Source organism: Bacillus inaquosorum KCTC 13429 (assembly GCF_000332645.1).
GTDB classification, from domain to species: domain Bacteria; phylum Bacillota; class Bacilli; order Bacillales; family Bacillaceae; genus Bacillus; species Bacillus inaquosorum.
The window spans coordinates 534,314-548,381 of sequence record NZ_AMXN01000001.1 but is presented as its reverse complement, the minus strand read 5'-3'; the positions used below and the strand labels follow the sequence as shown (position 1 = coordinate 548,381).

Genomic DNA, 14,068 nt, shown 5'->3' with positions numbered 1-14,068 from the left:
TCTACTTGATAGGAGGTTTTTCTCATGCTTCATGGGCGACTTCGTGATATTTTACGCTTGCTGATGGCGGCTGAAGCCCCGGTGACAAGCTCGTTTTTTGCCGCGCAATTAAACGTGACGACGCGGACGGTCCGCAATGATATAAAGGAATTGCAAGGCGTGATAAGCGGTCATGGTGCCTTTGTCCAATCGGTAAGAGGATCTGGTTACATACTCCGCATTCACGATGAGCAGACATTCAGAATGCTGCTGCAAGATGTATTTCAGCAAAAAAAGGGCCTGCCGGTGTTGCCGGAGGAGAGAATGGCCTATCTCATGAAACGTCTGCTGCTGGCGGAGCATTACCTCAAGCTCGATGAATTGGCTGAAGAACTATTTATCTCAAAATCTACACTCCAAACGGATTTAAAAGAAGTAAAGAAACGTCTGCTGCCCTATCGCATCGTCATGGAAACACGCCCGAATTACGGCTTCAAGCTGCGCGGGGACGAGGTCCAGATGAGGTACTGTATGGCAGAGTACATTGTCGATGAAAGAGAAACAGAGATTGATGTTCTGAATGAAAAGGCTGATATATTGCCAGATGAAGAAATCGAAATCATCCGTTCAGCCATCCTGAAAAAAATCAAAAACGACCGCATCCCTCTGTCTAACTTAGGACTGAATAACCTCATCATCCATATTGCCATCGCTTGTAAACGGATCAGAACGGAAAACTACGTATCTCTTTTCCCGGAAGATATGGATCATATCCTGCATCAAAAAGAATACCTGGCTGCCGAAGCCATCGTAAAAGAGCTGGAATCAGCACTTGCCGTTACGTTTCCGAAAGACGAGACGGCCTATATCGCCATGCATCTCCTCGGCACAAAGCGAATGACACAACCACAATGCGGGGAGGACACATTTTCAATAGACGAAGAAACCGATCTGCTGACATTTGCTATGATAAAGGCCGTTGATCGAGAACTGAAGCTCGGAATCTTGCATGACAAAGAGCTGAAAATCGGCTTAGCGCTCCATATAAAGCCGGCAATCAGCCGCAACCGATACGGCATGAACCTGAGAAATCCGATGCTGGCAGCGATCAAGGAACACTATCCTCTCGCTTTTGAAGCCGGGATCGTTGCCGGAATGGTGATAAAGGAACAAACGGGCATCGACATTCATGAAAACGAAATTGGTTATTTGGCCCTCCACTTTGGCGCCGCGATTGAAAGGAAAAAAACAGAAAGCCCGCCGAAGCGCTGTATCATTGTGTGCGCATCAGGTGCCGGGAGCGCTCAGCTACTGCGTGAAAAACTCCGCTCCCATTTCGGCAAACGGCTCGATATTCTAGGAACTGCTGAGTATTACAGTCTTGACCAGATGTCCTATGAATCCATTGATTTTGTCATCAGCACCATCCCGATCAAAAAAGAGCTCCCTGTACCAGTGCTGAAGGTCAACACACTCTTGGGCGGAACCGACTTTATAAAAATCGAATCCATTCTGAGTGATGAAAAAGAAAAAGCAGCCCGCTACCTGAAAAAAGAACTCGTGTTTTTCCAGAAGGATCTGCGCTCAAAAGAGGAAGTGATTCAATTTTTAGGGCAGAAAGCAGTTGATTGCGGCTATGCCGAAAAAGAAATCATAGAATCCATTTTTGAACGAGAAGACATGTCGCCAACGTGCTTTGGCAATCTTGTTGCCATACCGCACCCGCTCGTTCCGCAGACAAAAACAACATTTTGGGCCGTTTGTACGCTCAAAAAACCGATAGATTGGGAGAAGCAGCGTGTTCAATTTGTCTGTTTGCTTTGTGTCGAAAAGGAGAACAAAGCGGATTTGCAAAGCATGTATAAACTGCTTGGCAGCATTTTGGATGACCCGGCGGCGGTGAACCAGCTGATCAAATGCCGTTCGTATCAAGAGCTTTCGGATGTGTTTGACCAAAAAATGCTGAACTGACAGCCTGTATATACCTTTTTTCCGTTTCCTGCGGAAAAACCTTGAGTGTTTATGAAAGCGATTTCATAATATGATGATATCAACAACAGGACATGACAAAATTGATCAAACTCTAGGGGGTCTTTTACATGAATATATTACTCGTTTGTGCAGCAGGCATGTCTACTAGCTTACTGGTGAGCAAGATGGAAAAAAGTGCGCAGGAACAAGGAAAAGACTATACCATTTGGGCAGTTTCAGGTGATTCTGTACAAAATCATATTGATAAAGCGGATGTATTGCTTCTCGGCCCGCAAGTCCGTTATATGCTTCCGCAGCTGAAAAAACTAGGAGAGTCAAAGGGGGTTCCGGTAGACGTCATTAATACCGTCCATTATGGCACGTGCAACGGGGCAGAAGTGCTGAAATCGGCTGAACAGCTTGGATATGTGTCATAGAGAGGGGCGGGCTATGTGAATAAAGTCAATCAGATCTTAGAAGAAAAGGTCATGCCTATAGCGGGAAGAATTGCGGGACAGCGCCATTTGCAGGCGCTGCGTGACGGTATCATCCTTACGATGCCGCTGATTATCATCGGTTCCTTTTTCCTCATCATCGGCAACCTCCCGATCCCGGGATACGCTGAGTTTATGGCAAAAACGTTTGGCAGCGCCTGGTCTGAAAAGCTGGCCTACCCAGTTGACGCCACCTTTGAAATTATGGGTCTGGTCGCCGCGTTCGGCATCGCCTACCGGCTCGCCGAGAAATACGGTGTTGATGCCTTGTCGGCCGGAGCTATTTCACTTGCGGCATTTTTGTTAGCGACACCGTATCAAGTGCCGTTTACGCCTGATGGTTCGACGAAAGAGATTATGGTCGGCGGCGGGATTCCGCTTTCACTCATGGGAAGCAAAGGCCTGTTTGTCGCCATGATTATCGCGATGGTGTCCACAGAGATTTACCGCCTCATTATCCAGCGCAATTTGGTCTTCAAAATGCCGGATGGCGTTCCGCCGGCAGTCAGCAAGTCATTTGTCGCGTTAATCCCCGGTTTTGCCGTCATCTTCCTGATTTGGGCAGCCCGGCTGATTGTTGAAGCGACACCGTTTGAAAGCCTTCATAATATTGTAAGCGTTTTACTGGGAACGCCGCTTTCCATTCTTGGCGGAAGCCTCGGAGGCAGCCTTGTCGCAGAAGCCGTCAAAATGCTTTTATGGGCCTGTGGCCTTCACGGCGCCAACATTGTCGGCGGCGTCATGGCACCGATTTGGTACGGCGCCATGGATGCCAATAGGATCGCGTTCCAAGCGGGTGAGGAGCTGCCTAAGATTTTCACCCAGCAGTTTTTTGATATCTGGATCAATATCGGCGGAAGCGGAGCCACTTTGGCACTGGTTGTCACGATGTTCCTGCGCGCCCGAAGCAAACAAATGAAGCAGCTCGGAAAGCTTGCGATCGGGCCGGCCATCTTCAATATTAACGAACCAATTATTTTCGGAATGCCGATCGTCATGAACCCGATGCTCTTACTTCCGTTTATCATCACGCCGCTTGTCACAGTGACACTCACATACATCGGAATGAGCACCGGACTTGTTGCTAAACCGGCGGGTATCGCAGTTCCATGGACCATGCCGCCGATCTTTTCAGGCTATCTGGCGACAGGGGGAAAAGTCTCAGGTGCGGTCATGCAAGCCATTAATATCGCCGTATCCTTTGTTGTCTACTACCCGTTCTTTAGAATGTGGGATAAACAGAAGCTGAAAGAAGAAAACGATCTGGAGCTGGTCCAACCGCCTGCAGCATCAGATGACAAAGAAGCGGCTCTGTAGAGAAAGGAAGTGAATCGCGTGAATGAGAATATGGAGCAAATCATTTTTCAAATTATCCTTCACGGAGGAAACGGAAGGAGCTCCGCAATGGAGGCCATTGCCGCTGCGAAAAGCGGTGACGCAGAAGAAGCGCGGAAAAAGCTTCAAGAGTCCGCAGAAGAATTAACAAAAGCCCATCATTATCAGACAGAGCTGATCCAAAATGAAGCGGGCGGAGAAAAAACGGAAATGACGCTTCTGATGGTGCATGCACAGGATCATTTAATGAATGCGATGACAGTGAAGGATCTGGCGGCGGAGTTCATTGAGTTATATGAAAAAATCACTGAGCAAAGGGGAGCAAGCATATGACAAAAGGATTGAAGATTGTAACGATTGGCGGAGGTTCAAGCTACACGCCAGAGCTCGTGGAAGGGTTCATTAAACGGTATGATGAGCTGCCTGTCCGTGAATTATGGCTCGTCGATATCCCTGAGGGCGAAGAAAAGCTGAATATTGTCGGTACGCTCGCCAAACGGATGGTTGAAAAAGCCGGCGTCCCAATCGACATTCACCTTACGCTCGACCGGAGAAAAGCGCTGAAAGACGCAGACTTTGTCACGACTCAATTCCGTGTCGGGCTTCTGCAGGCAAGAGCTAAGGATGAACGCATCCCATTAAAATATGACGTCATCGGCCAGGAAACGAACGGCCCGGGAGGCCTGTTTAAAGGGTTGCGAACGATTCCGGTCATCCTTGAGATCGCAAAGGATATCGAAGAGCTCTGCCCGAATGCATGGCTCGTCAATTTCACAAACCCTGCCGGCATGGTGACAGAGGCCTTGCTTCGTTACTCTAACCTGAAGAAAGTCGTCGGTCTCTGTAACGTTCCGATCGGCATCAAAATGGGTGTAGCCAAAGCGCTTGACGTAGATGTGAACCGCGTAGAAGTCCAATTCGCCGGATTAAATCACATGGTGTTCGGGCTGGATGTTTTCTTGGACGGCGTAAGTGTGAAGGATCAAGTAATCGAAGCGATGGGTGATCCGAAAAACGCAATGACGATGAAAAACATCTCAGGAGCAGAGTGGGAGCCGGACTTTTTAAAAGCGCTCGATATCATCCCTTGCGGCTACCACCGTTACTATTTCAAAACAAAAGAGATGCTGGAGCATGAACTGGAAGCATCACAAACGGAAGGCACCCGCGCTGAAGTTGTGCAGAAGGTCGAAAAAGAGCTGTTCGAACTTTACAAAGATCCGAACCTTGCGATCAAACCGCCGCAGCTGGAAAAACGGGGCGGTGCTTACTACAGCGATGCAGCGTGTAACTTGATCAGCTCCATTTACAATGATAAACACGACATTCAGCCGGTGAACACGGTCAATAACGGCGCAATCGCCAGCATCCCAGACGATTCCGCGGTTGAAGTGAACTGCGTGATGACGAAAAACGGCCCTAAGCCAATAGCTGTCGGCGACTTGCCAGTGTCTGTCCGGGGCCTCGTTCAGCAAATCAAATCCTTTGAGCGTGTCGCGGCAGAAGCGGCGGTCACAGGCGACTATCAAACAGCACTCCTCGCCATGACGATTAACCCGCTCGTTCCATCCGACACTGTGGCCAAACAGATTTTAGACGAAATGATGGAGGCGCACAAAGCGTACCTGCCGCAGTTCTTTAACAAAATTGAAGCGTAAAAAAAGCCGGCCCAGTGGCCGGCTTTTTTCTTATTTGCTTTCAGTCAGCGCTGCAACTTCAGTCGTCCATCCGAATTCATCCGCGACAGTGCCTTTTTGAATGCCTGTAATCGTGTCATATAGTTTTTTTGCGATTTCTCCTGTTTCACCGTTGTTAATCGACAGTGTTTCATCCTGCCAGATCAGCTCACCGACCGGGGAAATAACAGCAGCTGTACCGGTTCCGAAGGCTTCTTCAAGGATGCCGTCTTTATGGGCTTGGATGACCTCATCGATCGCAATTTTCCGTTCTGAAACGGAAAGGCCCCAATGCTTAAGCAAGGCGATGACGGAATTGCGCGTAATGCCTTCCAGGATGCTTCCGTTCAGCATTGGCGTTACAATTTCACCGTTGATTTTGAAGAAGATGTTCATGCTTCCGACTTCTTCGATGTATTTCTTTTCAATCCCGTCCAGCCAGAGTACTTGAGAAAATCCTTTCTCTTCGGCTACCTGCTGCGCTTTTAAGCTTGAAGCGTAATTCCCTGCGGTTTTGGCATTTCCCGTTCCGCCTTTTACCGCACGGACAAATTCACTTTCAACAGCGATTTTGACCGGCTTGATGCCTTCTTTGTAATATGAGCCGACCGGAGAAAGAATGATAAAGAGCTTATACGTATGAGATGCCGCAACACCGAGGAAAGGCTCGGTGGCGATGATGAACGGACGGATATAAAGGGACGTGCCCTCCGCATTCGGAATCCAGTCTTTATCGATCGCGACAAGCTGTTTTAAGCCTTCGAGAACCTGTTCTTCATCGATTTGCGGGATGCAGAGGCGGTCGTTTGATTGATTCAGGCGCTCCATATTTTTTTCCGGTCTGAAAAGCAGGACATGGTCATCCTCTGAGACGTAAGCCTTTAACCCTTCAAACACGGTTTGGCCGTAGTGATATACCATTGCCGCTGGGTCCATTGAAATAGATTGATAAGGAATGATTCTTGGGTCGTACCATCCTTTATCCGCCGCGTAGTCCATTACAAACATGTGGTCTGTAAACACTCTTCCGAACGAAAGCTGATTTGGGTCTGGTTTCGGTTTTTTGGTTGATGTCAATTCAACACGAATCGTTTGTTTAGTCATGGTCAATCTCCCTGCTGTTAAATTGTTTATATTATCAAACTTATTTGAAAATAATTTATATTCTATTGTATACCTTCAACAAATATTCGCAATAGGTTTGCTCAAATTTGTAAGAAATTCATAAGAAAAAAGCAGGAGAAATTAATTCTCCTGCGTGTTCATTTGTTCGAACACCCTGTCATAATCGGCGCGAGTGGCATTCCGAAGACCTTCAACACGTTCATTTGTAATCTCTTGTTTGCCTTCTTTCAAGCCGTCCAAGAAATATTGAACATATTCTTCAGCTGAAATGCCGCGGTATGTCAGGCCTTGTTTATCGCGTGATTTTTGGTTTAATCCCGTGTCCACCATAGGAGGCGCCATTTCAATCACTTCCACGCTCGTATCGCGAAGCTGGTGTCTGAGTGTAAGCGAGAACGAGTGAAGCGCCGCTTTTGTTGCACAGTACACCGGATAAACAGCTAACAGGTTAAACGCAAGCCCCGACGTGACCTGAACAATTGCCGCGTCGGGCTTCTTCATCAAATGAGGTGTGAAAAGAGCTGATAAATGGACAGGCGCTTGGAAATTAAGTTCAATTTCATCTCCGTCCTCAAAAAGCTCCTCTGTCCCTTTTTTGAAGTCGATCTCCTTTTGAATGCCGGCGTTATTGACCAGAACATTCAGGTTCGGAAATTTCTTTAGAGCCCATTCAAACAATGCTTCCCGCTGCGAACGGTCTGCAACATCACATTGCTTTGTATGGATGTTTGGGAGCTGCTGCTTTGCTTCTGTAAGACGCGCTTCGCTGCGTCCGCAAATCACGACTTCATTACCGAGCTCCAGCAGCCGCTTGGCCAGTTCAAGCCCAATGCCTGCGGAACCCCCTGTAATTAAAACCGTATTGCCTGTCATCTTCATTAATGTACACCTCTTACTAGTTGGCTGTGATTCCTTTACTATTTCAAATCTTAGCAGGAAATATGCAGCAGCGTCCTACGAGATGCTCAGGATGAAGTGACTTTTCCGGTTTTATAAAATTCGTCAATTGCTTTATCGACGTACACCCAGCCTTTCCAGCCGATGTGAATGGTATCTTTCATGAAATACGGGTCATATTCATGCCCTGAAAAATCAGCAACCTGGAAACCCTTCGCTCTAATCTGCATATTCACTTTTTTGTAATAGTCAGTGCGGCCTTTTTTCGGGAAGCCTGTGTAGTCGTACCATTTTCCGTTAACAGGGATGGTGACAAACATAGGCTCTGCACCCGCATCCTTCAGGATATCAAGCATCATTTCAAAGTCGCCGTATTCCGGTGACACCGCATACGATCTTCCTTTGTTTTTCCCTTTCAGCTTTGGCACTTTCGGCTTCAGCTTTTTATAAACTGGATTGTCGATATGAAAATCGTTAGATCCGGAATGGCGTTTGCCTGATTGATCTGCGAGTTTATTTAATTCAGACCATGACTTATCCTTTACTGACTGCGAGATATAACGCTTTGGCCCGGATGATTCCGTCGCTGAATAATACATGTCTTTCTTTTCCAGCATGCTGTAATAGACTTTTGCCGCCGGCTTCAGCGCGTTTGCTTTCCATGTCTGGCCGTTTATCATTGCTTTGTACAGCTCGGAAAGAATCGCATCGTTTTGCACGGCCTTAAAGCGCAGCATGCGTTTCATCATTTTCTTTTTCACATCAGGGTCGATCTGCTCGTTAAATGCCAAATCTAGCCCTTGCAGCGCAGAATAGTTCGGGGCGAAATGCTGTTCATCAGACCCGCGCTTAATAAACCATTGCGGAGACACGATGAATACGATTTTTTTGCCTTTCAGCTGATCCATATGGGCAGCGAAGTTTAAAGAATGAATCAATGACTGGGACCCGCCTTTGCCGACAAGGTATGGCGTGAACCCCTCATTGTTTACTTGAAAATAATTAGATGGGTGGAACTCGTCCAGCCGGGAAAGCTCAGAAGACCCGTAAATCGGAAGATATGTCGGATCTTTGAGCATTTGATCTTGTAAATAAAGCCCTTGAAACATACTTGGGTTCAAGGCTGTTGCTGACTCTTTCACCCGTTTATCGGTGATGAAGCCTGTCAGCCATGAAGATGGAATTGCGATGGCGCCTGCGAATAGAATAAACGCCAAAATAATTGGACCGAAAAAACGCTTTTTCATTATTTCAACTCAGACAGCTGATTTACAATGTTGTTAGGCGTATTCCAAACATCCCGGTCAAATTCAGTGATCGGCACTAAAATATCAAAACGGTTTTCAATCGCAAGCAACAATTCTACTGTTCCAAAAGAATCAAGCAAACCTTCTTCAAAAATTTCAATATCAGGATTTTCCTTTACGATGTCATCCTGGCAAACCTCTGCTAAAACATCTAATACCTCTTGTTTAAAATCCATAGCTTTCTAATCTCCTTTAATGGTGGTGATGAAATAATTTTCCTGAGAAAATATAAAACCCGAAGCAAACGAAGTGGAACGTGATCACAATAGCGAGAACGGTTGTCCAGCGGTTGGACGGCAGCCATTTATATTTCTTATTCCACTTCTCGAAAAAGTTGTAACACGTCATCAGCACGGCGTGATAGAGGCCGTAGATGATATATTGCGGCGCAAGCCCGTGCCAAACCCCCATCAGCATAAACAGCAGGAAATACCCGATGTTTGAGACAGCCATACGGTTTTTGATCCACTTTTTCTTTGTCATCCAAAATACGAATCTCATAAACACATAATCTCTAAACCAAAATGACAGAGACATATGCCAGCGATTCCAGAAATCTTTAATATTTTTACTGATAAACGGTTTATTAAAGTTTTCCGGTGATTTAATGCCCATGATATAGCTGACCCCGACGGCAAACATCGTGTAGCCGGCGAAATCAAAGAATAAATACATGCTGTAGCCGTACATGTACAGCAGGTTCCCAAGAATCTTATTGTGCGTGATCGCGGGAAGATTCATGATGAAGTACGTATTGATTGCATAGCCGATAATAAACTTGTACAGGAAACCGATAAAGATCTTATGAATCCCTGTATACAATAGGTCGGCGTATTCTTCTTTCGTCCAAGCCTTCTGTTCATCCTTGACGAACCGGCGGTATCTGTCGATCGGACCGGAGGAAATCGTCGGGAAAAACAGGATGAAATACAGTAGGCGGTGCAGCGGCAGCTGTTCCTTCAGCAGACCGTCCCTTGCTTCCATAATCAGCTGAACGCCTTTAAAGGTTAAATACGAAATCCCTAAAAAGCTGATCAGGTTATGTGGCGGGTGATGCGGCTGCGGGTGTGAAAGAAACGGCCATATTTTTGACAAGAATAAAGGCAGAATCGCCGCGATAACAGCTCCGCAAAAGACAAAGCCGCTGTTCGCTTTCTGCCGGTACGCCAGATAGCCGCTGATCAAGAGCACCTGCCATATCGTAAACAGACACAGTGCGATGACCCCATGTAAGTCGTGCGAAAAAATTAAAGCCAATATAATGATAGATATGAACATGTTGTATGCTTGAAATCTTTTTCCGTTCAGGCCGAGAATGATCGTCGGCAGAAGAAGAATGCCAAGCAGTATAAAGAATAAAAACGAGCTGTAAGGCGTCATACAAGAACCTCTTCGCCGATGCGCTTCCGGTCAATTTTGCCGTTGGCCGTCATTTGAATGTGATCCTGATAGATGAATTTTCTCGGGATCATATACGCCGGAAGGGAAGCGGCAAGCTCTTTTTTAATGGCGCTTGTCAGCTGGAACTCCTTCTGGAACTCATGCTCCTCAGGCACAACAGCAGCGATCAGGTACTCGACTGTTCCGTTTGGCTGATACGGAATCACAACAGCAGAACGAACGTACTGAGACTGTCTGACATGGAACTCAATTTCCTCAAGCTCCATTCGGTAGCCGTGAAGTTTAATTTGGAAATCCAAACGTCCTTGGCAGAAAATCTGACCATCTTGGATATAGCCAGCATCGCCAGTCCGGTATGCCCACTGTCCTTCATAAGAGAAAAACGCTTTTTCCGTCAGCTCTGGCTCACCAAGGTAGCCTCGGCTTACGCTCGGCCCTGCAATGACGATTTCTCCTTTTTCTCCATCAGGAAGCGGCTGTCCCTGTTCATCCATAATGAAAATGTTCATATCTGGCTTGGCGAAGCCGACTGGAAGCGATTCGTTGCGGCTGATGACGTCACTTGTAATTTCAACGGATGTGACAGCCACTGTCGCTTCAGTCGGACCATACGTATTAAAGATTTTTGCTTTCGGAAAACGCTCAAGCAGCGCATTTGCCACAGAAACCGGTAGAACCTCTCCGCAAAACATAAATGTGTCTGCATCAGGCAGCAGGTCTTGTGAAAAACCTGGGTCCATCAGGCACATCTGCACAAAGGAAGGCGTTGATGTCCACACATTCAGCCCGGACTTCTTCAGCTCTTCGAATAAGATTTTCGGCTTATTCACAGCATCCTTTGTCACGCAGTGTAAAGTCCCGCCTGATTGAAGGCATGGATAAAGATCCATGACAGATAAATCAAATGAAAACGGCGCTTGGTTTAAAAATGTTTTTCCTCCGTTGACTGGAAAGTCTGCACAAATCCAGTCTGTGAAGCTTTGAAGATTCGCCGCGGAAATCTGCACGCCTTTTGGATTTCCCGTGCTTCCGGAAGTGTAAATGATATAAAATGTCTCGTGTTCCTTGACCCATTGATCTTGGCTGACAGAGCCGCCTTCGTTTTCCAGCAGTTCTTCTGCTGAAACCGTCTGAATCTGCTGGCTGTCTGTATCAATTGGAAGTCCGGCTGCATTGATCAGCAATTCTGCTCCAGAGCTTTCGATAATTTTCGCAATCCGCTCGGACGGAATGGACAGATCAACCGGAATATAAGGATGTCCCGCTTTGACGCTTCCTAAGAAGGAAACGATCATACAGGGCTCCATATGGCCGTACACAAGGATAGGAGATTTCTTTTCCCCAGAAATGCGTTTTTGAATCGCGGCAGCCGCTCGGTCAGACTGCTCCCATAATTCCTGATACGTGAGCGACTGGCCTTGAGAGCGGAAGGCATCGGTTTGCGGATAAGATTCCGCATGTGTTTGAATAGCATGTAAAAGTTTCATAGTTATTCTCTCTCCAATTAGAAATCGTTATAAATATATGAACCGGTATTCGCGGTGTGAAAACCATACATAAAAAACAAAACAAGCAGTATCATCAAATAAAATCCTGTATGACATGTCCACTTGACAGCGGGCTTTTCATACAGCTGTTTCATCAATTGCAGCATATCAAAAATTCCCTTCCCGTTTTTTCGACAATCACATGAGTATTTGACGATTAGATGCTCAAAAAGTTTCATTTTTTCCCTAATCTCCCTCAAAATAATATATCGGCGTCTGCTTTTGAAAATGAAACTTTATACCTGCAAGGGCAAGAATGGAAAGTCTCGAGCTGATTTATAATAAAGGAAAACCTACATGGAGTCAAAAGATCTTTTTAACTTTTAAAAAGCGTAATGTACTTAAAAAAATTTTTCTGTACCTATTCGTTCGGGTGAAAGCAGAAACCTAATGAAATCGGGGCGGAAAGCGTATAATAAGAAAGAAAACGCCTTCTTGCGGTATCTTGTGAAATGAGGGAGAAGTCATTATGATAGATAAGGAAGCAAAAGGAGTTTTTATCAAGCTGCCGGCTGAAAAAAAGTAAGCCTTTTAATAGAAAGGAAGAGGAAGATGAACCAAACAAATAAGGGTGAGGGTCAGACAGCGCCGGAAAAAGAAAGCATGGGGCAGATCCTTTGGCAGTTAACCCGTCCTCATACGTTAACCGCATCGTTTGTGCCTGTGCTGCTCGGAACGGTTTTGGCGATGTTTTATGTGAAGGTTGATCTGCTGCTGTTTCTGGCTATGCTGTTTTCTTGCTTATGGATTCAAATTGCGACGAACTTATTTAATGAATACTACGATTTTAAACGCGGGCTAGATACAGCAGAATCTGTCGGAATCGGAGGGGCGATTGTACGCCACGGAATGAAGCCTAAGACGATTTTGCAATTAGCCCTCGCATCATACGGGATTGCCATTCTGCTCGGTGTCTATATTTGCGCAAGCAGCAGCTGGTGGCTCGCTGTGATCGGCCTTGTCGGCATGGCGATCGGCTACCTGTATACAGGCGGGCCGCTGCCGATTGCATACACGCCGTTCGGCGAGTTATTCTCAGGCATTTGCATGGGTTCAGTGTTTGTGCTGATTTCGTTTTTCATTCAGACAGATATGATCAACACACAAAGCATTTTGATTTCGATCCCGATTGCGATTCTTGTCGGCGCGATTAACCTGTCGAACAACATCCGCGATATTGAAGAGGACAAAAAAGGCGGACGCAAAACATTGGCGATTTTGATGGGGCATAAGGGAGCTGTCACTCTCTTGGCTGCGTCGTTTGCTGTCGCTTATATTTGGGTTGTCGGCTTGGTCATTACCGGTGCCGCAAGCCCGTGGCTGTTTGTCGTCTTTTTGAGCGTGCCTAAGCCAGTTCAGGCAGTGAAGGGCTTCGTCCAAAAAGAATTGCCGATGAATATGATTGTCGCAATGAAATCAACAGCCCAAACGAATACATTTTTCGGATTCCTGCTATCGATCGGATTATTGATCAGCTACTTCCGATAAAACCGAAAGACCGCCCGTTTCGTGCGGTCTTTTTTTGTTACATTCGACAGTATTTTGTAAAAAAAATCATAGAACCTTGCAGCAGGCAGGCACGTCTAGTACATGGACAGCGGATAAAGATCCGTTAAAGGAGATGACGAAAATGGATTTATCTGTAACACATATGGACGATTTAAAAACGGTAATGGAAGATTGGAAAAATGAATTATTAGTTTATAAATTTGCGCTTGATGCGCTGGATACAAAGTTCTCAATTATCAGCCAGGAATATAACCTCATACACGGACACAACCCGATTGAACATACGAAATCCCGTGTCAAAAGCTTTGAAAGCATCGTGAATAAATTAATGAGAAAGGGCTGCGAGATTACGACAAAGGAAATGAAGGAGCACATCAATGACATTGCGGGTGTGCGCATCATTTGTTCCTTTATTTCTGATATTTATAATGTCGTAAATGTGTTGAAGCAGCATGAAGATTTGAGAATCGTAAAGGTGAAGGATTATATCCAGACGCCAAAACCGAACGGCTACCGAAGCCTGCATTTAATCATTGAGATGCCTGTGAATTTAACGAACCGTGTGGAATACGTCAAAGCAGAAATTCAAATCAGGACGATCGCGATGGATTTCTGGGCGAGCCTTGAACATAAAATTTACTATAAATTGAACAATGACGTTCCTAAGCAATTAACAGATGAGCTGAAGGAAGCCGCGGAGATCGCCCATTATTTAGATGAGAAAATGCTGGGGATTAAGAAAGAAGTGGATTGATGAACATTATATTTTACAAAAGCGAAGCCTGACAAGGTTTCGCTTTTTTGCTTTGCTAGTACTTTCTATACCA

15 protein-coding genes are annotated in these 14,068 nt (G+C 45.9%); 8 read left to right on the top strand and 7 right to left on the bottom strand.

What is annotated here, in order from left to right; all coding sequences use genetic code 11:
* The first annotated feature begins 24 nt into the window (after positions 1–24).
* The 5 genes from licR (at position 25) to licH (ending at position 5,437) form a co-directional block, all read left to right on the top strand.
* Complete coding sequence (licR, locus tag BSI_RS18015) at positions 25–1,950, top strand: transcriptional regulator LicR (protein WP_003236122.1); 1,926 nt, start codon at positions 25–27, stop codon at positions 1,948–1,950.
* 128 nt (positions 1,951–2,078) lie between these two features.
* Positions 2,079–2,387, top strand: coding sequence for a PTS lichenan transporter subunit IIB (licB, locus tag BSI_RS18020; RefSeq protein ID WP_003236120.1), 309 nt, complete (start codon positions 2,079–2,081; stop codon positions 2,385–2,387).
* Between the two features lie 15 nt (positions 2,388–2,402).
* Positions 2,403–3,761 (top strand): PTS lichenan transporter subunit IIC, encoded by a 1,359-nt coding sequence (licC, locus tag BSI_RS18025; protein WP_003236118.1) that lies wholly within the window; start codon positions 2,403–2,405, stop codon positions 3,759–3,761.
* An 18-nt stretch (positions 3,762–3,779) separates the two neighbouring features.
* Positions 3,780–4,112 carry a PTS lichenan transporter subunit IIA gene (gene licA / locus BSI_RS18030; RefSeq protein ID WP_003236116.1) on the top strand — a complete coding sequence of 111 codons (333 nt, stop codon included), beginning with the start codon at positions 3,780–3,782 and terminating at the stop codon, positions 4,110–4,112.
* Positions 4,109–5,437 (top strand): 6-phospho-beta-glucosidase LicH, encoded by a 1,329-nt coding sequence (gene licH, locus BSI_RS18035; protein WP_003236114.1) that lies wholly within the window; start codon positions 4,109–4,111, stop codon positions 5,435–5,437. The genes licA and licH overlap by 4 nt, the downstream gene beginning before the upstream one ends.
* A gap of 30 nt (positions 5,438–5,467) precedes the next feature.
* On the opposite strand, the gene BSI_RS18040 is transcribed toward licH, so the two are convergent.
* The 7 genes from BSI_RS18040 to BSI_RS18070 form a co-directional block, all read right to left on the bottom strand.
* Complete coding sequence (locus BSI_RS18040) at positions 5,468–6,559, bottom strand: branched-chain amino acid aminotransferase (RefSeq protein ID WP_003236112.1); 1,092 nt, start codon at positions 6,557–6,559, stop codon at positions 5,468–5,470.
* Between the two features lie 141 nt (positions 6,560–6,700).
* Complete coding sequence (locus BSI_RS18045) at positions 6,701–7,459, bottom strand: SDR family oxidoreductase (RefSeq protein WP_003236110.1); 759 nt, start codon at positions 7,457–7,459, stop codon at positions 6,701–6,703.
* A gap of 86 nt (positions 7,460–7,545) precedes the next feature.
* On the bottom strand, positions 7,546–8,724 hold the full coding sequence (dltD, locus tag BSI_RS18050) for a D-alanyl-lipoteichoic acid biosynthesis protein DltD (protein WP_003236108.1): 1,179 nt from the start codon (positions 8,722–8,724) through the stop codon (positions 7,546–7,548).
* Positions 8,724–8,960: a D-alanine--poly(phosphoribitol) ligase subunit 2 gene (dltC, locus tag BSI_RS18055; RefSeq protein WP_003227325.1), complete on the bottom strand. Its 237-nt coding sequence runs from the start codon at positions 8,958–8,960 to the stop codon at positions 8,724–8,726. Before dltC ends, dltD begins: the two co-directional genes overlap by 1 nt.
* A 16-nt stretch (positions 8,961–8,976) precedes the next feature.
* The gene (gene dltB / locus BSI_RS18060; RefSeq protein ID WP_003236105.1) at positions 8,977–10,164 is read right to left on the bottom strand and encodes a D-alanyl-lipoteichoic acid biosynthesis protein DltB; all 1,188 of its coding nucleotides are present in this window, start codon (positions 10,162–10,164) and stop codon (positions 8,977–8,979) included.
* Positions 10,161–11,672: a D-alanine--poly(phosphoribitol) ligase subunit DltA gene (gene dltA / locus BSI_RS18065; RefSeq protein ID WP_003236103.1), complete on the bottom strand. Its 1,512-nt coding sequence runs from the start codon at positions 11,670–11,672 to the stop codon at positions 10,161–10,163. The genes dltB and dltA overlap by 4 nt, the downstream gene beginning before the upstream one ends.
* A gap of 17 nt (positions 11,673–11,689) precedes the next feature.
* Positions 11,690–11,839: a teichoic acid D-Ala incorporation-associated protein DltX gene (locus BSI_RS18070; protein ID WP_003227330.1), complete on the bottom strand. Its 150-nt coding sequence runs from the start codon at positions 11,837–11,839 to the stop codon at positions 11,690–11,692.
* Positions 11,840–11,988: 149 nt separating this feature from the next.
* On the opposite strand from BSI_RS18070, the gene BSI_RS22620 reads away from it, so the two are divergent.
* From BSI_RS22620 to ywaC, 3 genes are all read left to right on the top strand, one after another.
* Positions 11,989–12,123 (top strand): hypothetical protein, encoded by a 135-nt coding sequence (locus tag BSI_RS22620; RefSeq protein WP_032731716.1) that lies wholly within the window; start codon positions 11,989–11,991, stop codon positions 12,121–12,123.
* Between the two features lie 161 nt (positions 12,124–12,284).
* Positions 12,285–13,220 (top strand): 1,4-dihydroxy-2-naphthoate polyprenyltransferase, encoded by a 936-nt coding sequence (locus tag BSI_RS18075; RefSeq protein WP_003236099.1) that lies wholly within the window; start codon positions 12,285–12,287, stop codon positions 13,218–13,220.
* A 142-nt stretch (positions 13,221–13,362) separates the two neighbouring features.
* On the top strand, positions 13,363–13,995 hold the full coding sequence (gene ywaC / locus BSI_RS18080) for a GTP pyrophosphokinase YwaC (RefSeq protein ID WP_003222250.1): 633 nt from the start codon (positions 13,363–13,365) through the stop codon (positions 13,993–13,995).
* The last annotated feature ends 73 nt before the right edge of the window (positions 13,996–14,068 follow it).